This is a genomic window from Microbacterium sp. LMI12-1-1.1, assembly GCF_040676455.1.
Taxonomy (GTDB): Bacteria; Actinomycetota; Actinomycetes; order Actinomycetales; family Microbacteriaceae; genus Microbacterium.
In genome coordinates this window covers 140,775-165,947 of the sequence record NZ_JBEGIA010000012.1, presented here as the reverse complement: position 1 = coordinate 165,947, position 25,173 = coordinate 140,775, and the positions used below count along the sequence as shown (strand labels likewise).

The 25,173-nt window shown below is 69.8% G+C and carries 19 protein-coding genes; 11 read left to right on the top strand and 8 right to left on the bottom strand.

The genetic code is table 11. The features are described 5' to 3' along the window. Window positions 1–4,549 precede the first annotated feature (4,549 nt). Both MRBLMI12_RS09460 and MRBLMI12_RS09455 read left to right on the top strand, forming a co-directional pair. Window positions 4,550–5,473, top strand: a complete 924-nt coding sequence (locus MRBLMI12_RS09460; RefSeq protein ID WP_363357036.1) for a ParA family protein — start codon at window positions 4,550–4,552, stop codon at window positions 5,471–5,473. Continuing rightward, window positions 5,473–6,450, top strand: a complete 978-nt coding sequence (locus MRBLMI12_RS09455) for a ParB/RepB/Spo0J family partition protein (protein ID WP_363356040.1) — start codon at window positions 5,473–5,475, stop codon at window positions 6,448–6,450. Before MRBLMI12_RS09460 ends, MRBLMI12_RS09455 begins: the two co-directional genes overlap by 1 nt. A 42-nt stretch (window positions 6,451–6,492) precedes the next feature. Here MRBLMI12_RS09455 and MRBLMI12_RS09450 read toward each other — a convergent pair whose 3' ends face one another. Continuing rightward, window positions 6,493–7,782 (bottom strand): RNA polymerase sigma factor, encoded by a 1,290-nt coding sequence (locus MRBLMI12_RS09450; RefSeq protein WP_363356038.1) that lies wholly within the window; start codon window positions 7,780–7,782, stop codon window positions 6,493–6,495. A gap of 57 nt (window positions 7,783–7,839) precedes the next feature. On the opposite strand from MRBLMI12_RS09450, the gene MRBLMI12_RS09445 reads away from it, so the two are divergent. After that, the gene (locus MRBLMI12_RS09445) at window positions 7,840–8,187 is read left to right on the top strand and encodes a tryptophan synthase subunit alpha (RefSeq protein WP_404909914.1); all 348 of its coding nucleotides are present in this window, start codon (window positions 7,840–7,842) and stop codon (window positions 8,185–8,187) included. Window positions 8,188–8,196: 9 nt separating this feature from the next. On the opposite strand, the gene MRBLMI12_RS09440 is transcribed toward MRBLMI12_RS09445, so the two are convergent. From MRBLMI12_RS09440 to MRBLMI12_RS09420, 5 genes are all read right to left on the bottom strand, one after another. Next, on the bottom strand, window positions 8,197–8,613 hold the full coding sequence (locus MRBLMI12_RS09440) for a YciI family protein (protein ID WP_349425706.1): 417 nt from the start codon (window positions 8,611–8,613) through the stop codon (window positions 8,197–8,199). Between the two features lie 216 nt (window positions 8,614–8,829). After that, window positions 8,830–9,153, bottom strand: coding sequence for a thioredoxin (gene trxA / locus MRBLMI12_RS09435; protein WP_363356035.1), 324 nt, complete (start codon window positions 9,151–9,153; stop codon window positions 8,830–8,832). Between the two features lie 91 nt (window positions 9,154–9,244). Continuing rightward, window positions 9,245–10,231, bottom strand: a complete 987-nt coding sequence (gene trxB / locus MRBLMI12_RS09430; RefSeq protein ID WP_363356033.1) for a thioredoxin-disulfide reductase — start codon at window positions 10,229–10,231, stop codon at window positions 9,245–9,247. A 173-nt stretch (window positions 10,232–10,404) separates the two neighbouring features. Beyond that, a complete protein-coding gene (gene murJ / locus MRBLMI12_RS09425; protein ID WP_363356031.1) occupies window positions 10,405–12,018 on the bottom strand; it encodes a murein biosynthesis integral membrane protein MurJ in 1,614 nt (537 codons plus the stop codon). Next, window positions 12,015–14,399 (bottom strand): DUF6049 family protein, encoded by a 2,385-nt coding sequence (locus tag MRBLMI12_RS09420; RefSeq protein ID WP_363356029.1) that lies wholly within the window; start codon window positions 14,397–14,399, stop codon window positions 12,015–12,017. The genes murJ and MRBLMI12_RS09420 overlap by 4 nt, the downstream gene beginning before the upstream one ends. Before the next feature lie 159 nt (window positions 14,400–14,558). Between MRBLMI12_RS09420 and MRBLMI12_RS09415 the strand changes: the two genes are divergently transcribed. After that, window positions 14,559–16,082 carry a DUF7059 domain-containing protein gene (locus MRBLMI12_RS09415; RefSeq protein ID WP_363356027.1) on the top strand — a complete coding sequence of 508 codons (1,524 nt, stop codon included), beginning with the start codon at window positions 14,559–14,561 and terminating at the stop codon, window positions 16,080–16,082. A gap of 134 nt (window positions 16,083–16,216) precedes the next feature. Then, window positions 16,217–17,644: a CCA tRNA nucleotidyltransferase gene (locus MRBLMI12_RS09410; RefSeq protein WP_363356025.1), complete on the top strand. Its 1,428-nt coding sequence runs from the start codon at window positions 16,217–16,219 to the stop codon at window positions 17,642–17,644. Between the two features lie 40 nt (window positions 17,645–17,684). Here the strand turns inward: MRBLMI12_RS09410 and MRBLMI12_RS09405 are convergent, their stop codons facing one another. Both MRBLMI12_RS09405 and MRBLMI12_RS09400 read right to left on the bottom strand, forming a co-directional pair. Beyond that, window positions 17,685–18,245: a hypothetical protein gene (locus tag MRBLMI12_RS09405; RefSeq protein ID WP_363356023.1), complete on the bottom strand. Its 561-nt coding sequence runs from the start codon at window positions 18,243–18,245 to the stop codon at window positions 17,685–17,687. A 23-nt stretch (window positions 18,246–18,268) separates the two neighbouring features. Then, complete coding sequence (locus tag MRBLMI12_RS09400; protein WP_363356021.1) at window positions 18,269–18,697, bottom strand: helix-turn-helix domain-containing protein; 429 nt, start codon at window positions 18,695–18,697, stop codon at window positions 18,269–18,271. Between the two features lie 163 nt (window positions 18,698–18,860). Here MRBLMI12_RS09400 and MRBLMI12_RS09395 point away from each other — a divergent pair, with 163 nt between their 5' ends. From MRBLMI12_RS09395 to MRBLMI12_RS09370, 6 genes are all read left to right on the top strand, one after another. Then, window positions 18,861–20,063, top strand: coding sequence for a globin domain-containing protein (locus MRBLMI12_RS09395; RefSeq protein WP_363356019.1), 1,203 nt, complete (start codon window positions 18,861–18,863; stop codon window positions 20,061–20,063). A 15-nt stretch (window positions 20,064–20,078) separates the two neighbouring features. Further along, entirely contained in the window at window positions 20,079–20,807 is a 729-nt protein-coding gene (locus MRBLMI12_RS09390; RefSeq protein WP_363356017.1) for a DivIVA domain-containing protein, read from the top strand. A 53-nt stretch (window positions 20,808–20,860) separates the two neighbouring features. Next, on the top strand, window positions 20,861–21,235 hold the full coding sequence (locus MRBLMI12_RS09385; protein WP_363356015.1) for a group I truncated hemoglobin: 375 nt from the start codon (window positions 20,861–20,863) through the stop codon (window positions 21,233–21,235). An 87-nt stretch (window positions 21,236–21,322) separates the two neighbouring features. Continuing rightward, window positions 21,323–22,699 (top strand): transcriptional regulator, encoded by a 1,377-nt coding sequence (locus MRBLMI12_RS09380; RefSeq protein ID WP_363356013.1) that lies wholly within the window; start codon window positions 21,323–21,325, stop codon window positions 22,697–22,699. Window positions 22,700–22,760: 61 nt separating this feature from the next. Then, complete coding sequence (locus tag MRBLMI12_RS09375; protein WP_363356011.1) at window positions 22,761–23,177, top strand: VOC family protein; 417 nt, start codon at window positions 22,761–22,763, stop codon at window positions 23,175–23,177. Window positions 23,178–23,398: 221 nt separating this feature from the next. Next, window positions 23,399–24,949, top strand: coding sequence for an aldehyde dehydrogenase family protein (locus MRBLMI12_RS09370; protein WP_363356009.1), 1,551 nt, complete (start codon window positions 23,399–23,401; stop codon window positions 24,947–24,949). Window positions 24,950–25,173: the final 224 nt, after the last annotated feature.

Here is a 25,173-nt window from a genome sequence, read left to right as displayed (position 1 = left end):
GGCACCCGTTGGGCACTGCGAATCGGTCTGCGGGTCAGTCCTGTCCTGGCGGAACCTCGCTGGGATGACGATGCGACCTGGGTTTGGTGGGCTGAACAGTCTCGCGCATCGAGTGTTTCACGTGAAACCATCGCTCTCCTGAGCTGACGTGTCGACCGCGATCTACCGTCGCGGTCGGTGGCGCCTCGGGTGCCGCGCGAGCCGGTGCCTGGGTGCGCGCCGTAGATTGCAGCGGCTCGAAGGCCTGACAGGAGGCGCGGCGGCACCCGTTGGCAGTTGGGTTGATATCGGATTCGTTGCTGTCATGGCGCAGACTCCCCTGAGATGACGGTGCGATCCGGTGGTTGGTGGTTGAACGATGACCGAATCGTATGTTTCACGTGAAACACTTCCCGGGCCGGCGCGTGTTCGACACGTGTCGCCGCGGTCGGTAGTGCCTGCGGTGCGGAGCGGTGCGAGCCGGCGGGCAGCGCGCGGGCCACGGTGACTCACAGAGGTGGTGTAAACACCACCCATCCGCCCACTGACGATTTGCCGGCGCTAGTCGTCGGGATCTGGACCGGGTGGCGTGAGAACCGATCGATGGCTGGCGCTGGGTGGTGGGCTCTGGGCGGATGTTTCACGTGAAACACCCTGCGCCTGCGGAGTCTGACTGATGGGTGGCGATCGTCGCTGTGGTCGGTCGTGCCTTGGGTGAAGGTGCAACTGGTGAGCGCGACGCCGCGGCCGTGATTCGAACGCGTCGCGTGAATCACCCGTGGCGCGACTGTGGGCGGTCAGGGTGAGCCTGCGGTCTGGTCGTAGCACGAGACGCCGGGGAGAAACCGGCAGCTGTCTGCGCAGGACGGCGGTCGCGGCTCGATGTGATCGCGAGACCTGTCGCTTGATGAGCACTGACGGGTGGGCGCTGTCAGATGCCGTGCGGATGGCCTGCCGTGTGCTGATACACGGCGCGAACCGGTTGCCGGCTGCGCGGCGGCGCCTTCGCCGCGACTCGAGCACTCAGCGTAGAGAGCCGATGCGCTTCCTCCACGGGTGATGGTTGACCGTCGTGCGCGGACGTATCTACTGGGTGACGGTGCGAACCGGCGTGGGTCGCGCTGGGCAATAGCGGCAGCCTGATGTTTCACGTGAAACACCCACGCGCGCCGTGAGTACAGACTTCGGGGTGCGCTGCGCCGTGGTGGTCGGTGCTAGTCGGACTACGATGCGGTCGGGTGTGCGGTGGCAGTGCCACACCGGAGGCGACGCGACTACGTCGTGTGGGCCACTACTACCGCCCTCCCAGGCGCTGGCGGCGGTCTGCGGCTCTGCCGGGCCTTCGTCTGCGCTGAGGGGGAGAACCCTCGGCAAATTGCGCGTGAAGGCGGTCGCCACTCGTTGCCCTACGCGTACCAAACTCGCCCAGCATCGATGGACGGGCGGCACGTGCTGTGGTTGTCGGTCGTGAGGTGGACGATGCTTCAAAAACGGTTGCCAGCTGCACGGCTGTGGCCGCCGCGGATGTCTCACGTGAAGCCAACACCACTGATGAGCGCAGTCACATCGGCAGCATGTGCGGTCGTTGTCAGTGGCTGCTTGGATGACGATGCGAACCGGTGGCAGGTCCGGCGGTGCATCCGGCGGGCATCGCACACATTGCTTGATTCCCGAAGGCCGCCGATTCAAGCCATGGCCGTTGGCTGGCGGACGTGACCAGGCTGCAGCTCGGGTGTCGGTACGGACGGGGCGCTCGTTGTTGGACGGTGGCACGGCTTGGTGTTTCGCGTGAAAGTACCCGGTCTTCGCTGCGGTGAAGGAGGGGGCGTATGCGATCTTTCAGCGCGGTGCTTTGTTGGCCGGTGGTGCGAAGCTGCGGTTAGTTGAGCGGCCGGGCCGCAGCCCGAAGAGCTGCAGGGACACTGCTGCTCGCCCATGCTGAGCACTGACGGTTGGCCGGCGGTGCGGTCGTGGTCTGAACGCCCTCGGATCACGGTGCGAGCCGGTCGCTGCGGCCATGTTTCACGTGAAACGGCCCGACCGCCACCGGGCTGACGGATGGGCGTGTGCGATGGCGTATGGGGTTGCTCTGTTGGCCGGGCGGGGTAAACGAGCGCATGCTTGTGCGGCGGCGACCGCAGCTCGATGACCTATACGGACACTCCTGCTGACCCACACTGAGCAGCGACGGTTGGCGAGTGGCCCCCTGTCATGGTCTGAACGCCGTCGAATCACAGCGCAAACGAGTCGCTGCGGGACGGGGATGTTTCACGTGGAACACACGGTCGCCGGTACCGTGAAGTCAGGGATCGGCGTGCATAGCGGTGTGCCTTCTTGGGCGGCGGTGCGAATCGAAGCGCGGTTGTGCCGTGGCGGCCGCGTCTCGAGGCTCCGCAGGGACCACTCGTGCGCGCCCACTCAGAGAGCTGACGGTTGGTCAGGCCGCGGTGCGGTCGTGTCCGAATGCCGCCGAGTCACGGTGCGAGAGGGACGCTGCGGCATCGATGTTTCACGTGAAACACTGGCCATCGCGACCTCGCGCGTCGGCAGATGGTCGGTGTACCGCAGCCCCGGCCGTACAGCGGGATGCGGCGGGCGTGGCGCGTTCGCAGCTCATTGCTGATCGGGGAGCTCGGGTCCACGGTTCGGCCGGACGGTGACGACGACGCGCCGGACGCGCGATGCCCTGATCGGTCGGCGGATGCACCGCGGACGACGGTGAGTCGCCGATAGCGGCCCGACAGGAAGGTAGGGGTGGTGGCGCTCGTTGAAGAACGTGTGCACGGCAGGAGCGGCCAATGACCCGTGCTGATCGCGACGTGACCGTCGCCCCGTATCAACTGACGAACACGTTCCGGGGGGCTGAGCGGTCGAGTGGCCAGGGGGAGTACGCACGTCAGTGCGAGCAGCTGTAGGAACCTGGTCCTGCGCGACCTGGCGGCCTATAAGTCGACGTGGATCCCCGTGTCGTCTGCGATCCGGTGAAGGCGTGGACGCCGGTGTGCCAATTGTGGCGGTCGCGAACCAGGGCACCTTGTATCGGAGATCTGGTTGGTCACGCGGCAGAAGGCGCGGCGGCTTCGGTCGCGACGCGCTGCAGTTACCGTGGTTACGCCAGGAGATCGGTGTCGGCACCGGCGGTGCCAGTGAGGCGTCAGGTGTCATCGTCGTCGCGGGAGAAACCTTGGCGCGCGTCGGCCTCTGGGACACCGGCGCACCCGACCCCCGCGACCATCGCGCGCGGGGGCCGGCGGAAGACGGTCCTGGCACTCGGCTCGAGCGCTCGGCCCGCCGCATCCCCCACCCGCGCCCTCCTCCCCGAGGAGCCCCAGTGAAGGACGCGGGTCCTGAGGCGGGACAGCACGGCCGTGCCCGAGGTCGTCCATCACCGGGCCTACAGGCGCGGTCTCCGGTGCGCGCCCGCGAACTCGAATCCCGACAGCCTGCGCATGCGGGCGGGCTCCGCGAGATCTTACAGATCCACGCAAGAGGCCGGAGTTCACTCGGCGCCAGTATCCGCCGGGACTCGCAGCGGCAAAGAGAGAGACGCACGCGGATCTAGCGCACCATGTTTCACGTGAAACACCCGCACCCAAGGACCCCGCACGTCCCTCCGTGTCAGGTGGGGTCAAGTGGGCCGGTGGATCTCGGTCCATCGACGGGAGAGACACGTGCACTTCTGCGGAGTGTGACCTCCGCACCGATACCGACGTCGACGCAGCAACGGGAGCGACCTTCGAAGCGGGGATGGGCTCGATTCGCACAGGCCCGTCGGGACCGCGCCGCCTCTGTCACAATCGGGCGCCGGGCTTCCCTTGCAGCGGCGGGTTAGCGCCGCCGACGGGGTCATGCGATGTTGACTAGAGGCGATGGCAGTCCCGCTCGCAACGGTAAGGAACGCATGAGTAACTGGCTCCGACGGCTGGGGATGGGGGGAAGGCGGGATAAGGTGGAAGGCGATGTTGAGCGGCGCGCGCAAAGGGGAGAGTTTCACGTGAAACAACCCGACGAGACCGAGGCTCAGGCATCCTTCTCGTCCGATCGCCCGCTCACCGCGCTGGCGACAGAGTCTCCGTCAGCCTCCACGGACCACAGCATCGGATCGCCACCAGAGGCATCCGGCGCAGCAGAGTCCGCCACTCCTGGGGTCCTGTCTACAGATACCGCGCCCGAGTCTGCAGTCGAGCCTCACACCAATGACGCGGGCCCAGACGTCGTCGACGCGTCCGCTGACACCATCCGCGAAGAGGACTCGTCCATGTCTGCCGATGTGACTCTCGCCGCAGCTGAGGTCGCCGCCGCTGAGGTCGCAGCGGGCGAGGACGTCACGCCGGGCGAGGACCTCACGCCGCGCGAGGACCTCACGCCGGGCGAGGACCTCACGCCGCGCGAGGACCTCACGCCGGGCGAGGACGTCACGCCGGGCGAGGAGCAGGCGGACGCGACGCACACCGACGCCGATGTCTCGGCCGACGATTACGATGGTCCGGCATCCGACGCATCTCCCGACGTCGCTCGCCCCGTCGCCTCGGACGAGAGCACCCCCGCCACGCAGGAAGAGGACTCCCCCATCGCGCAGCACGACGGCGTCACCATCGGGCACGACGAAGACGACTCGCCGATCGCCCGCGAACTCGCAGACCTGACGGCGCGCCGCAAGGCGCTCGAAGAAGCCGAGGTTCAGCTCACCGGCCGTACGCGCGTGCTCACGGTCTCGAATCAGAAGGGCGGCGTCGGGAAGACGACCACGACGGTCAACCTGGCGGCGGCCCTCGCCGAGCGCGGCGCCCGCGTTCTCGTGATCGATCTGGATCCGCAGGGCAATGCCTCGACGGCGCTGGGCGTGCCGCACACCGCCGACATCCCGAGCGTGTACGACGTGCTCATCGACGAATTCCCCCTCGCTGACATCATCCAGGTCAGTCCCGAGTCCCCCAACCTGCTGTGCGCACCGAGCACCATCCACCTCGCCGGCGCTGAGATCGAGCTGGTGTCGCAGGTCGCGCGGGAGCACCGGCTGCGCGTTGCCGTCGACGACTACCTCGAGAAGCACGAGGGACAGCTGGACTTCATCCTGATCGACTGCCCGCCCTCGCTCGGTCTGCTCACGATCAATGCCTTCACCGCGGCCACCGAACTGCTGATCCCGATCCAGTGCGAGTACTACGCGCTCGAAGGGCTGAGCCAGCTGCTCGGCACCGTGCGCATGATCCAGAAGCACCTCAACCCGCGGCTGCAGCTCTCGACGATCATGCTGACGATGTACGACGGTCGCACGCGTCTTGCGCAGCAGGTCGCCGATGAGGTGCGCGAGCACTTTCCAAAGGAGGTGCTCGACACCGTCGTTCCTCGGTCTGTCCGGGTCTCTGAGGCGCCGAGCTTCGGGCAGTCGGTTCTCGCCTACGATGGACAGTCGGCCGGCGCCATCGCCTACCGCGAAGCGGCTGTCGAGATGATCCGGCGCGACAGCGCCTCGAATGAAAGGGGCGACTGATGGCTGCGAAGCGCACAGGGCTCGGCCGCGGAATCGGCGCATTGATCCCGACCAACGAGCAGGCTGACGACCGCCCCTCCGATGTCTTCTTTCCCCGTGCTGTCGCCGTCGACGAAGCCCCACCAATCGAAGCGGTCACGGCTGATACCGAGGGGAACCTCGTCGAGGTCCCCGGGGCGCGGCTCGCACATATCGACCCGCACGACATCGTTCCCAACCCGCGTCAGCCGCGCACGAATTTCGACCACGAGCACTTCGCGGAACTCGTGCACAGCGTGCGCGAATTCGGGGTCCTGCAGCCGGTCGTCGTCCGCAGCAACGACAAGGGCGAGTACGAGCTCATCATGGGCGAGCGCCGCACTCGCGCCGCCCGAGAAGCCGGACTCACCTCGATCCCCGCCATCGTGCGCGACACCGCCGATGAGCACCTCCTGCGTGATGCCCTCCTCGAGAACCTCCATCGCTCCGAGCTCAACCCGCTCGAAGAGGCATCGGCGTACCAGCAGCTGCTCGAGGACTTCGGCATCACCCAGGAAGAGCTGGCGACGCGCATCGGCCGCTCGCGGCCGCAGATCAGCAACACCATCCGGCTGCTGAAGCTGCCGATGCCGGTGCAGCAGCGCGTGGCCGCCGGTGTACTGACGGCCGGCCACGCCCGCGCGATCCTGTCGCTCGAGGACGCCACGGCAATGCAGCGCCTCGCCGACAAGATCGTCAACGAGGATCTGTCAGTGCGTGCCGCGGAGGCCGCGGCGAAGCTGCCGGATGCTTCGCCCACGCGTGCGGCGAAACCTCAGGCGGGTTCGCGCCGCGCGCATCTCGATGAGGTTGCAGAAAGGCTTGGCGATCGCCTCAACACCCGCGTGAAGATCTCACTCACGGCAAGAAAAGGCCAGATCGCAATCGATTTCGCGAGCATCGAGGATCTCAACCGAATCCTGGGAGAGCTGGGAGAGACCGGCTACGGCCCGGCCTGATGCCGGGGAGTCTCCCACCTGCCGGGTTGGGAGCGCCTTGCGTCAGGGGTGGGGCTGTGCGCGCCGCGGCGCGGAAGACTCCGCTTGCGCTGCACGACGCCGCAGGAGCGCCGTCTCGGCGTCGTTGCCCGGAAGCGCGGCGGCCTCGAGGAACGCGGCAGCTGCGGCATCCGTGTGCCCGAGGCGCTCGAGCAGCTCGGCCCGGACAGCCGGCAGCGGGCGGAAGCCCGACAGCTCGGACGCGAGCGCGTCGACCTCGATGAGGGCATCTTCCGGGCCTGCTGCCATCGACAGCGCCACCGCACGGTTGAGCCGCACGACAGCCGACGGGGCGAGGGCGTCGAGCGCGTCGTACAGCCGGAGGATGCGCGCCCAGTCGGTCTCGGCGAACGTCGGTGCCACGGCGTGGCATTGCGCTATGGCCGCCTGCAGGCCGTAGTAGCCGAGACCGCGGGAGGCGGCATCCGCTCGCGTCATCGCTTCGTTGCCGCGCGAGATCGCCGAACGATCCCAGTGGCGGCGGTCCTGCTGTTCCAGGGTGAGAGGCAGACCGTCGGCGTCGATGCGCGCGCGGAACCGGGACGACTGGAACTCCATCAGCGCGATGAGCGACCAGATCTCGGGTTCGCGGGGCATCAGCGCCGCGAGCTGACGGCCGAGTCGCACAGCTTCGCGCGCCACATCCGGGCGCAGCAGCCCCTCCCCCTCCGTCGCCGAGTACCCCTCGGTGAAGAGGAGGTAGATCACCTGGAGCACGCTCGCGAGGCGGGCCGGTCGCTCCGTGCGGTCCGGCACCTCGAACGGCACGCCCTCGTCCGCGAGTGAGCGTTTCGCGCGGACGATTCGCTGCTGCACCGTCGGCACCGTCATGAGCAGGGCACGCGCGATCTGCTCGGTGGTGAGGCCGGCGACCGTGCGCAGCGTCAGAGCGAGACGGGCCTGCGCGGGGAGGACGGGGTGGCAGGCGACGAAAACCAGTCGCAGCACGTCGTCGTCGATACGGTCCGGGTCGGCATGGTCGGGCACGGTGTCCAGCGTCTCCGCCTGCAGTGCGTCCGTCACGAAGAGGGGTTCCCGCTGCGTCAGCCGCTCCCGCCTCCGCCATCCATCGATCGCACGCCGCTTGGCCACCGACATGAGCCATGCACCGGGATTGTCAGGGATGCCGCTGACAGGCCAGCTCGCGAGGGCTTCGACGAGTGCCTCCTGCGCGAGATCCTCCGCCCACGAGAAGTCCCCCGTGTGGCGGGTGAGCGCCGAGACGATGCGTGCGGACTCGTCACGCCACACCGCCTCGACGGCGCGCCGGGAGTGCCCGTCGTCGGAGGTCATGCTCTCAGCGTAGGCGGGGTGACCCCCGGTGTCGGAATCGCAACGTACCCTGGATTGGTGGCGAACGAGGAGCACACCCTGCGACGGCGAGCGAGCCTGGAGCTGCTGCGCGCGGAGGCCGCGGACGAGCTCTCGGTGCTGGTGCACGAGCGGCTGCGAGCCGGCGAAGACCCGTGGGAGTTCATGGATGAGCTGCCGACCGTCGACGAGCTCGTGGTGTACCTGCTGCGTGCGGAGAACATCGCCGCCGATGGCGGCTCGCGTCCGAACGCCAGTCGTCACTATCGGGTCCTGCGGCAGATCGCGCTGGAGTATCCCCCGCTGACGAAGGCGGTGTGGTCGCTTCTGGGCGACGCCAACACGCACCGCCGGTGGGACCCGACGGTGCGTGCGGAGGCGAGCTGAGGCTCGAGGTCACGAGTTGGCGGCGCGCCACTCCTGCTCCTTGGCGACCCACTCGTCGCTCTGGTCGAAGTCGCTGATCTCGTTCACGCGCCGAACCTCGAGCGCCGTCCCCGGACCCAGCGGGCACTTCCGGGCCCAGTGCTCGGCCTCTTCGCGCGAGGCCACCTCGATGATCCAGAAGCCGGTGAACACCTCGCGCGCCTCTGCGAAGGGTCCGTCGGTCACGGCCGGCGGCACCGAATCGAAGTCGACGCGGAAGCCCTCCGCTGCATCTGAGAGTCCCTCGGCGCTGAGGAAGACGCCGGCCTTCTGGAGCTCCTCGTTGTAGGCGCCCATGGCAGCGTACGCCTCGGCCATGTCGTAGGTCTCGGGGTCGAACGCGGCTGCTGCCTCGGCACCGACCTGCATGATGAGCATGTAACGCATGGGGTTTCCCTTCCGTCGGGGCTGGGCCCGGTGTCGAGGGCCCGAGTGGCCCCTTCACTCTGTGCGTCGAACAAGCCTCGCGCAGATCGACATCGATCGACAAGAAGATACGACGGGTTTTGGATGTCCTGAGCGGCATACAGTGGAAACACCAGATGAAGAAGGAAAACCCCGCCGGCAGAGCCGGCGGGGTTCCCTGAAACTGAGAGTGTGGCCTCAGCCGATGTAGGCGGCGAGGTCCTTCTCGAGCGCGAACTTCGGCTTGGCGCCGATGATCGTGGTCTCGACTGCGCCCTTGTTGAACACCTTCATCGCGGGGATCGATGTGATCTGGTACTTCATCGCGAGATCGGGGTTCTCATCCACGTTGAGCTTGAGGATGGTGATCTTGTCGGGGTGCTCCGACTGGATCTGGTCGAGGACGGGCGAGACCATGCGACACGGGCCGCACCACTCCGCCCAGAAGTCCACGAGTACCGGACCCTCGGCCTGGAGCACGTCCTGCTCGAACGTGGCGGAGGTCGTCGACTTGGCGGTCATCTGTGTTTCTCCTTCGATGGAAGTCTGTCGGTGATGTTCAACAGCACCGGCAGCGGGATTGTTCCCGGGCGTGTCGCGACGCCGCGGAAGGTCAGACCGCGCTCACCTCAGGCAAGCCGGCGATCTGGTCGCCCGAGACGTCCGGATCGCCTGCCTCGCCGAGCGCGGCCAGGTAGTGCTCGAGGTCGAGCGCTGCGACCGTACCGCTTCCCGCGGCGGTGACCGCCTGGCGGTAGGTGGGGTCGATGACGTCGCCGGCGGCGAACACACCCGGGACCGAGGTGCGTGAGGAGCGGCCGTCCACCCACACGGTGCCCTCGGGCGTGAGGTCGAGCTTGTGGTGCACCAGGTGGGTGCGGGGGTCGTAGCCGATGGCGACGAACACGCCGTCCAGCGGGAGCTCGCGGGTCGACCCGTCGACAGTGTCCTTCAGGACGATGCCGGCGACGGCGTCTTCACCGAGGATGTCGACGACCTCGCTGTTCCAGACGAACTCGATCTTCTCGTTCTTGAACGCCCGCTCCTGCATGATCTTCGAGGCACGCAGCTCGTCGCGGCGGTGGATCACGTACACCTTCGACGCGAACTTGGTGAGGAACGTCGCCTCCTCCATCGCCGAGTCGCCGCCGCCGACGACCGCGATCACGCGCTCGCGGAAGAAGAAGCCGTCGCAGGTGGCGCAGTACGACACGCCACGACCAGACAGCCGGGACTCGCCCTCGATGCCGATCTTGCGGGGAGCGGAACCGGTCGCGAACACGATCGCGTCGGCCTCGTGGCTCGCGCCGCTGCCGAGCATGACCTTCTTGACGGGGCCGTCGATGTCGAGCCCGACGACGTCGTCGTAGAGCACCTCGGCGCCGAACCGCTCGGCCTGCTCCTGCATCTTCGCCATCAGATCCGGGCCCATGATCGCCTCAGGGAACCCGGGGAAGTTCTCGACCTCGGTGGTGTTCATCAGCTCACCGCCGGCCTCGACGGAACTCGCCACGACGAGCGGATTCAGGTTCGCCCGAGCGGCATAGATCGCCGCCGTATAACCTGCGGGACCGGAGCCGATGATGATGACCTGACGCACGTGCGCACCTTTCCTTGTGAAGCCTTGCGAAGCGTTCCGCGACGGACGCGATGGCCTCGGATGCCTCAACACATGGTAACCGCGCGGCATTCCGTGCTACGCCCCCTTGCGGGCGCGGCGAGAGGCCGGGTGACGAGCGTCGCGTCCTGCCCGTCCGACGCGAGCCGGGAAGGTCAGCGCCTGCCGGGCAGGAACCGCCGCACGAGTCCGGTGGCGACAGAAAGCTCCGGTGCGCGCAGCAGCGCCAGGATCGCGGCGTACACCACGAGCACGACCATGCCGATGATCGCAGCACCGACCGCGCCGAGTACCTTGTCCGAGACCGTCCACCCGTCGACGCCGCCGAGGAGCTGGAACATCAACCATCCGACGGCCGCGGCGGGCACCGCGGCAAGGGCGAAACGGCCCAGGGCGAGCAGCCATGAGCCAACACGCAGCCCACCCAGCCGCCGTTGCAACAGCCACGTCGCGACGACGACCTGCACAACACTGGAGAACGACTGGCCAAGTGCGACGGCGGCGACGAGCTGACCCGCGGGGAGTACGCCTTCGTGGAATGCCCAGAGAGCGCCCCACGCCGTCAGCACCACGAGGGCGCACTGGACGATGGTGAAGAAGAACGGGGTGCGGGTGTCGTCGTAGGCGTAGAAGCTCCGCTGAACCACGAACAGCACCGCGAGAGGGATGAGGCTGACGAGGTAGCAGAGCAGGACACCTGCGGCATCGATCGCTTCCTCGGTGCTGTTGGTGAAGATGCGCGAGGCCGGAACCGCGGCGACGGCCAGCGCCGCCGTCGCGCCGACCACGAACAGTCCGAGGGTGCGAATGCTTCGGCCGATGTCGCCGCGTACCTCTTGGTCCCGCCCCGCCGCGGCGTGTTCGCTGAGCTGCGTGAAGTAGGGGGTGCCGATCGACAGCACGATGATCGAGTAAGGGAGCATGAAAAGCAGCCAGGCGTTCTGCGCGACGAAGACGCCTGGGTCGCCTTTCGGGATCTCCGACATCACCTGTGACTGGACGAGACCAGCGAGCTGACCGGCAGCGACCATCAGGAACGTCCAGCCGGCGAGCTTGCCGATCTGCCCCAGCCCGACGCCCCTCCACCCGAAGTCGGGCCGGATGTGCAGACCGGTCCGGCGCCAGAAGGCGAAGAGGATCCCCGTCTGCACGACGATGCCGAGGGTGGCTGTGCCCGCCAATACGGCGACCATCTCGGGAGTCCACTGGGTCGAGGACCCCGCGGGACCGAAGAGCCAGATGAACGCGAGGAAGCCGACGATCGAGACGATGTTGTTGACGATCGGCGCCCACGTATACGGGCCATAGACCCGACGGGCATTGAGCGACTCACCGACGAGGGCGAACAGGCCGTAGAACAGGATCTGCGGCAGACACCAGTAGGCGAACGCCGTCGCCAACGCTTGCTGCTGCGGCGGGTATCCCGGCGCGTAGAGAGCCACCAGCCAGGGAGCCGCGACGGTGGCGAGCACCGCCGTTCCCAGGAGGACGACGGTGCCCAGGGTGAACAGCTTCGAGACGAACGCGCGGCCCCCGTCGTCATGAGCAGCGGCCTTGACGATCTGCGGGACCACGACCGCGCTCAGCAGACCGGTGGAGATGATCGCGTAGATGTTGTTCGGAAGCTGGTTCGCGATCGCGAATGCGTTGCCGCCCGCGGTCGTCGCACCCACTGCCGACACCAGCACGACCGCGCGGAGGAAACCCGTCAGTCGCGAGACGATCGTGCCGGCGCCGATGAGAACGCTCGCGCGCCCGATGCTGCTCATCGCTGCGGTCCGTCGCTCGAAGCGGAGTCGGCCGCGGTCTCACCGTCTCGCGCAGTCGGACCCACAACAGTCTCGTCGGCCAGGTTCTCGCCGCCGGTCGCGGCGTCGCTGTCGACCGCAGCGCCGCCTTCTCGCACAGCCTCGCCGTCGACCCGAGCGTGGTCGGACACCGCAGCCTCTTCACCGGCCTCAGCACCGCCGACAAGAGCATGCTCGCCGGAGGCCGGGCCACCGGCATCCGTTCCCCGGCGCCGGCGGCGCATGCGCAGCACGGTTCGCACGATGCCGATCACGAGGAGGGCGCCGACGAGCACGGCGAGCGCGGCGATGCCGGCGGCCTCCCAGTCGGCGTAGACGTTGACGTCGACCGACTCCGGCTGGCCGATCGCGACGAAGGCGGGGCTGCGCAACTGGAGGGTGAGCGTCACGTCGCCGCGCCCGACCCTCGCCTGCACCGGCACCTCGACCCGCGTGTTGCTCTGGGGCGTCGCGACCACGGGGGTCTCGCTCTGAACGTCCAGACGGAGGTTGTCGCGTGTGGTGTAGAGCACCAGATTGACCGGGTACGGCAGATCGTTGCGCACCCAGAACCGCAGTGCGGCGCTCGAGCCGTAGAGATCGCTGGGACTGGTCGGCAGCAGCGAGACCGACGTGAGCGTGCCGGCGGTCTCGGTGCGGTGGTCTGCGAGTGCGGTCGGCCACGTGTCGTCGCCGATCCAGGCGACGCCGAGCAGCTGCAGGATGTCGGCGCGCTCGGGCCCGGTGAGCAGCGACGGCTGATCGAGGATCGTCGCGAACCGAGCGATCTCGCCTTCCTCTCCGACGAGAGCGGACGCCGCAGCCGCCCGTTCGGCGGATGCCTCGGTGCCCGCGAGCTCGACCTCACGCGCCTCACTCGCGGCGATCGTGGCGATGGTGCGAGGAGTGACGTTCGGAGCCGACAGGGCGGCCGAGATGGCGGCCCCGAGTTCCACGCGCGAGCGTCCGTCGCCGCGCCCGACCGTCACGAGGAGCGGGCCGTCCGCCTCGGCGGCTGCGAACGCGAGGTACGCGGTGGCGGTCGTCAGCGGCGCTCCGCGGAGCCACGACACGTCGCTCTGCGACGCCGCGTCGAGGGCCGACGAGATGTCGCTGTCGTAGACGAGCACCTCGGCGTCGCCCACCTGACCGTGTGCCGAGACCGTGCGACCGTCGGCGCCGGCCTCGGTCGTGGCCGAGGGGAGGACGGTCGCCGTGGGGGCGCCGTCGCTGCCGAGGTCGCCGAGTCGCGTCACGATCTCGGTGTCGGCCGTGCCGTCGGCCGGCCAGTAGACGCCCGGGCGGGTGGCCGGTCCGACCGCGAGGAGCGCGTCGGTGCTGGGCAGTGCGTCGCCGGGCTGCGGTGTCGGCGTCGGCGTCGGCGCTGGCGTCGGCGTGCCCGAAGGCGTCGAGGTGGGCGTCGGGGTGGGAGTGGGCGCTGCGAAGTTCGACGGCGACATGTAGGCGGACAACGATGTCGGGGCGAGAGGCTGCGGCAGGCCGGCCTGCAGCTGCGCGGTGACATCGGCGTCGCCGAACTGGAGCGCGAAACGGGAGTTCTGGATGCTCTCGAGCCGGGTGAGCCACTCGAGCGCGGAATCCGGCGCCGACGTGCCGAGCACGCGGATCGCAGCGGGCACGGCGGGATCCACCGCGAGGATCGCCGACGTGCCGGTGACGGCGTCGAGCTGGTTGGTCAGGTCGCCGTCGGGCGCCGTGAGCTCGGCCAGCTGCTCCGCGGTGAGGAGCCCTTCGTTCAGCCCACCGGCGGTGATCGGCACGACCACGCCGATGCCGACGTCGGTGGCGTCGTCGGCCGGCACGACCATCGCGCTGGTCGAGCTCACCGTGCCGGAGTCGCCCTCGTACGACGCGGCGAGCGGGTACACGCCCGGCGTGAGGCCGCTGAGGGCCGGGTCGTCGGCCGCGACGGTCATGCCCCGCACCTGGAACGAGCCGGGCTCGACGGCACTGAGCGCGTCCGAGGCGATGGGCTCGAGGGCCACGGTCGAGTCTGTGCCGTCGAGCCACGCGTCGAGCGCGTCCCGGTCGGCGAGCGGCGTTCGCCCGAGCGAGAGCGTCACTGTCGACGGCGTGACGGCGGCATCCGTCCCGTTCTGGAGCGAGATCGAGACGCTCAGCGCATCGCCGGGCCGCACGATGCCGTCGGCCTGCGGCGACAGCGTGAACACGGTGGTGCCCACCGGAATGCTGGCGGTGGGGCTCGGTGACGGCTCGGAGCTCTCCGCCATCGCGGCAGCAGGGAGCAGCAGCCCGGCGACCACCGCCACCGCCGCGACGGTGGCGGTCACGAAACGCGGGGCGCGGCGCGCGGGGCGCTGCGGGGCTCGCGGTGGGGTCACGATCATCCTGTCGGGGGTTCGCTCCTGTGCGATGGCCTGACCGCACGATCGACTGCGATTCTACGGTGAGCGCCTCCGAGCCCGCCCGACGCCGGGCCGGGCAGGCCGTGGACGCCCGGTCTGCTCCTCGCGGGTGCACCGGCGCGGTTGAATGGACTCGTGCTCCCCGAACCGGATACCCGCCTCTGTCGTGACCTCGCCGGTGATCTGCGCGACGCCGGCTTCACCGCCGAGGCCCTCCGCGACGCGTGGGGCGGTGCGGCGGACGACGCCATTGCGCGCGGGCTGCGGTCCCCGGCGTCGCGCGGCCTCGGCGATCGCGACGACGCCCTCGCCGTGCTGGGCAGACTGCTGGTGCTCGGGATGCCGCAGCCCGCGGCGTCCGTCGACCGGGCGCTGGTGCGCGCCGGCGCCGATGGGCTCGCGCGACTGGGCCTGGCGACGGTCGCCGAGGGCGAGGTCCGCCCGCTCGCGGTGGTGCGGCCGCAGTCGTACGCGGACGCCTCCGGATCCGGACAGTGGTGGGTCGCGAGCGACCTCGACGAGGCCGCGCTCGGCGGACCGCTTCCCGAGGACCACGTGCTCGGAGTCGGCGGCGCGTCGCTGACACTCGCCGGCCTGCAGCTGCCGACGCCCGCCCCGCGCGGGCTCGACATCGGCGCAGGATGCGGGATCCAGGCGCTGCGCGCCCGCGCGCATACGGCGAACGTCGTCGCGACCGACATCTCCGCGCGCGCCCTCGGATTCACCCGGCTGAACGCGCTCCTCAACGGCATCGATGGCATCGAGGTGCGGCTGGGGAGCCTGTTCGAGCCCGTCGCGGGCGAGCAGTTCGACCGGATCGTGTCGAATCCGCCGTTCGTCATCACGCCGCGGGTCGCCGATGTGCCGGCGTACGAATACCGCGACGGCGGCATGGTCGGCGACGACGTCGTGGCCGCGTTCGTCAGTGGCGTGGGCGCGCATCTCGCGCCGGGCGGCGTGGCGCAGCTGCTCGGCAACTGGGAGACCCGGGACGGCATGCCCGGCCTCGAGCGCGTGCGCGGCTGGGTCGCGTCGTCGTCGGTCCCGCTGGATGCCTGGGTGGTCGAACGCGAGAGCCTCGACCCGCTGTCGTATGCCGAGCTGTGGGTGCGCGACGGCGGCACCCTCGCCGGCACGCCGGGTTTCGCGCGGCTGGTCGACGCGTGGCTCGACGACTTCGCGGCGCGAGGGGTGACCGAGGTCGGATTCGGCTACCTGCTGCTGAGGCGTCCGGCCGAGGGCGCGCCCACGCTGTCGCGCTACGAATCGCTGCACACGGCGCTCGCCGGCGACGGCCTCGGCGCTCACCTGGCCGCCGCCCTCGACGCCCACGACCGCTTGGCCGGCGTCGACGACGCCGGGCTCGCGGCATCCGTATTCGTCGTGGCACCGGACGTCACGGAGGCGCGGCACCATCTGCCCGGCGCCGAGGACCCCACGGTCATCGAGCTCCGGCAGGGCGGCGGCTTCGGCCGTGCCCTGGGCGTGGACCCGGGCCTGGCGGCGCTCGTCGGCGCGTGCGACGGCGACCTGCCGATCGGAGTGCTGGTCGATGCGATCGCCGACCTGCTCGAGGTCGACGCCGCGGCGCTGCGTGCCGATCTGCTTCCCCGCGTCCGCGAGCTCGCTTTCACCGGATTCCTGCGGCTCGCGGAGTGACCTCGGCCGCTCCCACTGGTCGTTGAGCGAGCGAGGAACGAGCGAGACGAAACACGCATCCGGTCGCAGTGAGCTGGCTCGAGGCGTTTCGTCTCGCTTCGCTCGCTCAACGACCGGGCCGTAGGCTGGAACCCATGCTCAACATGGCCGAGGGCATTGTGCGCCTCGGCGCGCTCGCCGAGTCCCCCGTCGTCGCCACGCTCGCGCGCGCCTTCGCCGATGCCGGGTTCGACCTCGCGATCGTGGGCGGTCCCGTGCGCGATGCACTCCTCGGCCGACCGACGAACGACCTCGACTTCACGACGGATGCCCGCCCCGACGACATCCTCAAGATCGTGAAGCCGGTCTCCACGGCGCAGTGGGACATCGGGCGCGCCTTCGGCACCATCGGCGCCCGCGTCCGCGGCGAGCAGGTCGAGATCACGACGTACCGGGCGGACAGCTACGACGGGGTCACCCGCAAGCCGACCGTCGAATTCGGCAACACCATCGAGGGCGACCTCGTGCGCCGCGACTTCACCGTCAACGCGATGGCGCTGCGGGTGCCGGGGCAGACCCTGGTCGACCCGACCGGCGGCGTCGAAGACCTGGTGCGCGGCATCCTGCGCACGCCCGCGGATCCCGCGGTCAGTTTCGGCGACGACCCGCTGCGCATGCTGCGTGCCGCGCGCTTCGCCGCGCAGCTGGGGTTCGCCGTCGACCCCGCCACCGAGGCGGCCATGGCGGAGCTGCGGCGCACGCTCGAGATCGTGAGCCCCGAGCGGATCCAGGCCGAGCTGGTCAAGCTCCTCAGCACCGACGACCCGGTGCGCGGCATCCGTCTGCTGGTCGAGACCGGGCTGATGGGCGAGTTCCTCCCCGAGATCCCTGCGCTGCAGCTCGAGGTCGACGAGCATCATCATCACAAGGACGTGTACGAGCACTCGCTGACGGTGCTGCGCCAGGCCATCGATCTCGAGAAGACGCGGAACCCGGATGCCGCACCCGACGTGCCGCTGCGGCTCGCCGCGCTGCTGCATGACATCGGCAAACCGGCGACGAGACGGCTCGAGCCGGGCGGCGGGGTGACCTTCTACCATCACGACGTCAAGGGTGCACGCCTCGCCCGCAAGCGGCTGCAGGAGCTGCGCTTCGACTCCGCGACCATCTCCACGGTCAGCCGGCTGATCGAGCTGCACCTGCGCTTCTTCGGGTACTCCGAGGGCGCCTGGACCGACTCCGCCGTGCGTCGCTACGTGCGGGATGCGGATGCCGAGCTCGAGCGTCTGCACATCCTCACGCGCGCCGATGTGACGACGCGCAACGTCAAGAAGGCCACGCGCCTGGCCCGCGCCTATGACGACATCGAACGGCGCATCACCGAGCTCGCCGCCCAGGAGGAGCTCGCCTCGATCCGCCCGGAGCTCGACGGCAACCGCATCCAGGAGGTGCTCGGCATCCCACCGGGTCGCGAGGTCGGCGAGGCGTACCGGTTCCTGCTCGATCTGCGACTCGACGAGGGTGTCCTCGGAGCGGACGAGGCCGAGCGGCGCCTCCGCGACTGGTGGGCGACGCGGGACTGAATCGGCCGTAGGTGCCTAGGCCGTCATCCGCCGCGGGTGCCTAGGCCCCCGAGGTGCGCAGATGCGCACGCACGCGCCCGGCGAAGGTCGGGCAGCCGGCTGCGATGAGCGCGCGAGCGAGACGATCGACGGAACCGCGCGTCTCGGCGCCGTCGCGGCGAGCCAGCTCCAGGGCGACGTTGCGGACGGCAGCGCCGGCGAGGTCGTCCACCAGGCAGAGGAATTCGTCGGGCGTGGCGAGTTCGAACGGGAGGAGGTCGGCGTCCGGGGTATCACGGGCGCGCGACGAGAGCAGGATGTGGGCGCCGCTCATCACCGCGGCATCGTGTGCGGTGGAACCGTCCGGGAGGGCGTCGATATCGACATCCACGTCCGCCTCGGCCAGCTCGTCGAGCGCGGCCACGAGGAGCTCACGCCGCCGCCGCGCGGAGGCGCCGCGGGCGGCCGGGTCCCGATCCCGCCAGATCCGGACCGCGTCGGCCACGACCGCGGCGGAGGAGTGCAGCTGAAAAGCATGGGTCTCGTCGCGGACGAGCGCCAGCCATTCGAAGGGAGTGCGCACGGCGAGGACGTCGGCGTCGACGAAAACCCGTTGCAGCACCAGGTCAGGCTACCTGGCGCCGCCTATCGGTCCGCTTCGAACTCGTCGTCCAGCTCGCGCAGGGCGTCGAGGGCGGCGCGTCGATCCTGTGCGCGCGTGCGGCGCAGCGCCAGGACGTCGTCGGTGCGCAGTCGTGTGTGGCTTCCCACCTGCCGGGCGGGCAGTTCGCCGTTGCGCACCAGCTTCATCAGGGTCGGCCGCGAGACGCCGACCAGCTCGGCCGCCACGGTGGTCGTGAGCTCCTCGGGAAGGGTCGTCACCGACACGGATCCCCGGGCGAGTCCTCTCAGCACGTGGACGAGGAATGCGCTCACGTCTGCCGGCACGCCCACACGGGAGCCGTCGCCGGCGACCAGCGCGAAATCGCGTGTGCCCAGGTCTTCCGTGCGCCGCACGAGTTCGGCGGCCTGCTCGCGGAGCCCCTCTTCGACGAAGACGGTTCCGTTGCTCAACAACACAGTCATGAGGCCCCCCGACCCGTGACGCGCCGTCAGATCCAGCGCCGCACGCATCCATGATATGCGGCTGCACTTACAGGTGAATGCTTTGCAGATACATCTGTAACGCGCTAGCGTCGGCCGGTACCGACTGGCCGATGGATGGGACACGACACAGGTGGATGCGGTAGCGCTCAAGCGGACCTGGGCTCAGGTCGCGGCTCACGGGGACGCGGTACCCGGGTACTTCTATGCGCACCTCTTCCTCGCCCACCCCGAGACCCGCGATCTGTTCCCGGTCGCCATGGCCGCCCAGCGCGACCGACTCGTCAAGGCTCTCGGCCACATGGTCAGCAACGTCGACCACGTCGGCGACGTCGTGGGCTACATCGAGGACCTTGGGCGTGATCACCGCAAGTTCGGCACCATCGCCGGCCACTACCCCGCCGTGGGCGCATCGCTGCTCGCGACGCTGAAGCACTTCCTCGGCGCCGCGTGGACCCCTGACCTCGCGGCCGACTGGGCCGAAGCGTACGGCCTGATCGCGACGACCATGATCACCGCGGCCGAGGCGGTCGAGTCCGAGCCCGCCACCTGGGCCGGCGAGGTGATCGCGACGGAACGGCGGGGGATGGATGTCGGGACCGTGACGATCCGGCCCGACGACAGGTACCGGTTCCAGGCCGGTCAGTCGCTCGCCGTCGAGATCCCGCAACGACCGCGCCAGTGGCGATACCTGTCGCCGACCCACGCGCCCCGCGCCGACGGCACCATGACGTTCCACGTGCAGCTCGTCGCGGGCGGACAGGTCAGCGGAGCGCTGCTGCGCGACGTCAAGCCGGGCGACCGGGTGCGGCTCGGCCCGCCCATCGGCGAGCTGCTGACGCTCCGCTTCGACAGCGAGTGGCCCGATCTGCTGCTGATCGGCGGCGGCACGGGGCTCGCCCCGCTGCTCGCCGTGCTGGATCAGGTGGCCGGACGCCACGCGGCGCGCGGAAGCGGTCCCCGCGTCGCGCTGTACCACGGCGTGCGGCATCCGTGGGGGTTCTACGCGAAGCCCGAACTCGAGCGCTACGCCGACGCGCCCTGGCTGAGCATCCGGTACGCGGTGTCGGACGACCCGTCGTTCCCCGGACGCCGGGGACTGATCGGCGACCTGGCCGCCGCGGACGGGCCGTGGGACGACCGCCTCGCGATGGTCTGCGGATCGCCGCGCATGGTCGAGCACACCACCGCCGTCCTGCAGCGTGCCGGACTCGACGCGCACCGCATCCGCAGCGAGAAGTACGAAGACCCGTTCACCCAGCACCCCAGCATCGCCGGCGATGAGGCAGTCCCCCCGGAACTCGTTGAGCCGGGCGTCATGCGGGGAATCCAGTAGAGGGCAGACACGAACATGACCGCGACCGAATCCGTATCCATCACCCCGGAGCTGCTCCGCGGAGTCTCTTTCGCGGACGAGCGCAGCGGCTACGCCCGCAGCGAGGTCCACGCGCTGCTGGCGGCCGCGGCCGATGCCCTCGAGGTCGCGTGGCGTGACAACCAGGCGCTGACCGCGAGCGGCGTCACCACCGAGGAGGGCGAGATCTCCAGTCGCGCCGTCCTGCTGCTCAGCAGTGCACAGCGCATCGCCGACGACGCGGTGGCGGAGGCCGAGTCGTACGCGAAGGACCTCATCGAGACGGCCCGCAAGCAGTACCGCGAGATCATCGAGCGCGCGCAGCACGTCGCTCACTCCATCGAGAAGCAGGCCGCAGCCCACCCCGGGCAGATCGCCGCCGCCGCGGTCCCCGAGAGCCCGCGGGCCGCCGAGCCCTGGGCCGCGGATCGCTCCCCGTCGCTCGCGTTCGCGACCGACGACCTCGCCGCCGCCGGCCCGGCATCGCCGGACGACGTGGTGCGGGCTCGCCAGTTCGCCCGCATGGCGACCGCGCAGGTGCACTCGCTCCTCGAGTCGATCGAACGGGAGCTCGGCCGACTGGGCGCGACCCCGGCTGCGCCGGCCGCCGCGCCGGCGCCTCCCGCTGCGGCGCCGCAGGCCGCGCCGGACGCGCCCGAGCCGGCCGTCGCCGACGAGCAGACCCCGAGCGACAGCCGCTGGCGGCCGCGCAGCGCCGGGCGCTGACGACACCCCGCGAGTTACAGCATCCCCATCCCCTCACGAATCGGAGCACCCGCATGACCGACACCACCGAAGCGACCCTGTACCAGCGGCTCGGCGAAGGCGACGGCATCGCCGCCGTCGTCGACAACATGTACCGGCTGATTCTGGGCGACGAGACGCTCGCGCCCTACTTCTCGCAAACCCGGATGGTCGACCAGAAGCGTCACATGGCGCTCTTCCTCGCCGCGGCGGCGGGCGGTCCCAACGGCTACAAGGGCCTCGATATGCGCGCCGCCCACGCCGGACGCGGGATCACCGACGCCGACTTCGACCGGGTCATCGGCCATGCGGCGACGGCGCTCGCCGACGCGGGCGTCGACGAAGCCACGATCGGCCAGGTCGCGGGCGCGCTGATGCCGCTGCGCTCCGAGGTCACCACCGCCGACTAGGAGAGCCGAGCCCCGGCGCCTCGTCGAGGGCGACGCACGGCCGTCCTACACTGGACGCACGCTCCACCGACGTCGATCGGAGCCGCCGTGTCATCACCCTGGTCGCAGCGCCGCGAGGTGTCGCCCGAGACATCCCGTCTGCTCATCGAGCGCGCGCACGAAGAACTGGTCGCGGGCAATGCCGCCGACGAGCGGCTGAACGACGTGCGGATGCTCGTGCGGGAGTCCTGGCGCCGTTCGCTCGACAGCCTCGTGGGCGCCGAAGGGCTGCCGCCCCTCGACCTGACCGCGGAAGAGCTCGAGGCGTATCGCCGCGCGCACCCGCTCGCCGGCGTCATCGACATGGTGCGCGGACTGCTGCTGCCGGGCGAGGCCTCGGAGTCCGGTGTCGTCGTGGCGGTCGGCGATGCCGCCGGGCGGCTGCTGTGGGTCGAGGGCGACCGGAACGTGCGCCGGCTGACGGGCGACATGGGGTTCGTCGAGGGCGCGAACTGGTCGGAGGACGCCGTCGGCACCGCCGCCCCGGGCACGGCCCTCGCGCTCGGCCGGTCGGTGCAGATCACCGGCGCCGAGCACTTCAACCGTCTCGTCCAGCCGTGGTCCTGCAGCGCCGCCCCGGTGCACGATCCCGAGACGCGCCGCATCCTCGGCGTCATCGACGTGACCGGGGGCCTTGAGGCGGTGACGCCGCAGGCGCAGCTGCTGGTGGACGCCACCGCCCGGGCGATCGAGGGAGAGCTGCTGGTCGCGCGGCTCCGTGCTCGCGCCGCCGAGGGACAGACTCCCGCGCCCGGCGCCGCCCGGCGCCGCTCGCCCACTCGGCGCGCCGAGCCCACTCGTGCGACCCTCCGGGTGCTCGGACGCGACCGTGCCTTGCTCGAGGTGGCCGGCGAGGGCGTCGAGACGGTGTCCGAGCTCGGTCCGCGCCACGCCGAGCTGCTGCTCATGCTCGCCGTGCACCGCCAGGGGCTGTCGGCCGAGCGACTGGGCGAGCTCGTGTACGGCGAGTCCGCCGATGCTCGCCGCGCGGCGACGGGTGCGACGTCCGTCACGCTCCGCGCCGAGATGGTGCGCCTGCGCAAGGCGCTCGCGGCATCCGCTCCCGCTCTCGTGCCGGAGTCCCGGCCCTACCGGCTCGGCGTCGAGATCGAGACCGATGCGCACCAGGTGCTGTCGCTGCTCGACCGGGGCGCGCACCGGGTCGCGCTCGCCGCGTACCGGGGCGACGTGCTGCCGGATTCCGTCGCGCCCGGGGTGGAGGAGTTCCGCGACACGGTCCGCGTCGCGCTGCGCGAGGCGCTCATGGCCGAGGCGTCCGTCGATGTCCTGCTGGCGTTCGCCGAGACGGATGCCGGCGCCGATGACGTCGACCTGCTGCGGCTCTGCCTCTCGATGGTGCCCGCGCGGTCGCCCCGTCGTGCGGGGCTCGTGGCGCGGATCGAGAAGCTCGACGCCGCTCTCTGATCGCGGACCGTTCCTGTCCGCATTTGGCGGGAGGGTGGATCCACGACAGAGAGGAACCGCCATGCTCCGCGGATTCGCCACCATCAGCTACTACGCCGCAGACCTGAACGCCGCTTCGCGCTGGTACGCCGAGGTACTGGGTATCGAGCCCTACTTCGTCACTCCTGCCTACATCGAGTTCCGTGTGGGGGACTACGAGCACGAGCTCGGCATCATCGATGCGCAGTACCGGCCGCCGATGCCCGACGGGCCGGCCGGTGCGGTCATGCAGTGGGCGGTCGATGACGTGCACGCGAGCCTCGCGCGCCTGATCGAGTTCGGCGCCGCCCCGTATCAGCCGGTGATCGAGCGAGGTCACGGCTTCAACACCGCGGCCGTGGTCGACCCCTTCGGCAACATCCTCGGCATTATGGAGAACCCGCACTACCTCGAGATCGTCGAGCGGGACCGCGCTCGACGCTCGCCCTCGGCCGAGTAGCGCGCGTCGCCCACGTTCGGTCTCGCTCGCTCAGCGGGCCTGTCCCGGTCGTTGAGCGAGCGAGGAACGCGGTCGTTGAGCGAGCTTGCGAGTCGAAACGCAGAGACGAAACGCCCTGCGCCCGGCGCAGACGATCGGCCGCAACGTTGTGCAACCTCCGCGGGCCTACCTTCGACCCATCGCGACGAGGACCGTCGCACCACGCGTCGAAGGAGACCAGCATGACCATCGTCGAAGAGGGCGTCTCGAGCATCTACGCCGCTCCCGGGCAGCGCGGCTCGATCGCCGACTACCGCCCCCGCTACGGCCATTACATCGGCGGCGAGTTCGTCGAGCCGATCAAGGGCCAGTACTTCGAGAACATCAGCCCCGTCACGGGCAAGCCCTTCACCGAGGTGGGCCGCGGCACGGCGGAGGACATCGACCGCGCGGTGGATGTCGCGTGGCGGGCGTTCGAGTCATGGAAGCGCACCACGCCGGCCGAGCGCGCGCTCATCCTCAACAAGATCGCCGACCGCATCGAGCAGAACCTCGAGAAGATCGCCGTCGCCGAGACGTGGGAGAACGGCAAGCCCGTCCGCGAGACGCTGGCGGCCGACATCCCGCTCGCCGTCGATCACTTCCGGTACTTCGCGGGTGTGCTCCGCGCTCAGGAGGGCTCGCTCAGCCAGATCGACGAGGACACCGTGGCATACCACTTCCACGAGCCGCTCGGCGTGGTCGGGCAGATCATCCCGTGGAACTTCCCCATCCTCATGGCCACGTGGAAGCTCGCGCCGGCGCTGGCAGCCGGCAACTGCGTGGTGCTGAAGCCCGCCGAGCAGACGCCGGCGTCGATCCTGTTCCTGTTCGAGATCATCGGCGACCTCCTGCCGGCGGGCGTCGTCAACATCGTCAACGGGTTCGGCATCGAAGCCGGAGCGCCGCTGGCGCAGCACAAGCGCATCCGCAAGGTCGCGTTCACGGGTGAGACGACCACGGGCCGCCTCATCATGCAGTACGCGTCGCAGAACCTCATTCCGGTGACCCTCGAGCTCGGGGGCAAGAGCGCGAACGTGTTCTTCGAGGACGTCGCCCGCGACACCGGCGACGCCTATTACGACAAGGCCCTCGAGGGCTTCACGCTCTTCGCGCTCAACCAGGGCGAGGTGTGCACCTGCCCCTCGCGCGCGCTCATCCAGCGATCCATCTACGACCGCTTCCTCGGCGACGGGCTCGACCGCGTCGCGAAGATCGTGCAGGGCAACCCGCTCGATCCGGCGACGATGATCGGCGCACAGGCCTCGAACGACCAGCTCGAGAAGATCCTGTCGTACATCGAGATCGGCAAGGCGGGCGGCGCGAAGCTGCTCGCGGGCGGCGAGCGCGTCGACCTCGGCGGCGACCTCTCGGGCGGCTACTACGTCGCGCCGACGGTTTTCGAGGGCTCGAACGACATGCGCATCTTCCAGGAGGAGATCTTCGGCCCCGTCGTCTCGGTGACCTCGTTCGACGACTTCGACGACGCCATCTCGATCGCCAACGACACGCTGTACGGCCTCGGCGCCGGGGTCTGGAGCCGCTCGGGTGACACCGCCTACCGCGCCGGTCGCGCCATCGAGGCCGGGCGCGTCTGGACGAACACCTATCACCAGTACCCCGCGCACGCGGCGTTCGGCGGCTACAAGCAGTCCGGCATCGGCAGGGAGAACCACCTCAAGATGCTCGACCACTACCAGCAGACGAAGAACCTGCTCGTGTCGTACGCCGACGGTGCGATGGGCTTCTTCTAGGCCGGCCGCTGAGGCCGTCGCGTCCCGGAGGGGTCCGGCGCCACGGCCTCCCCGACCCGGGTGGAGCGAGTCGCCAGCCGCTCCGCCCGGGCCGTTTCAGACCCCGGTCGTTGAGCGGAGGGCGCTCTGGCGCCCGAAGACGAAACGCCAGAGCCTTGCGCGAAACCCGCGACGTGTCGTCTGCGTTTCGACTCGCAAGCTCGCTCAACGACCGCGTTCCTCGC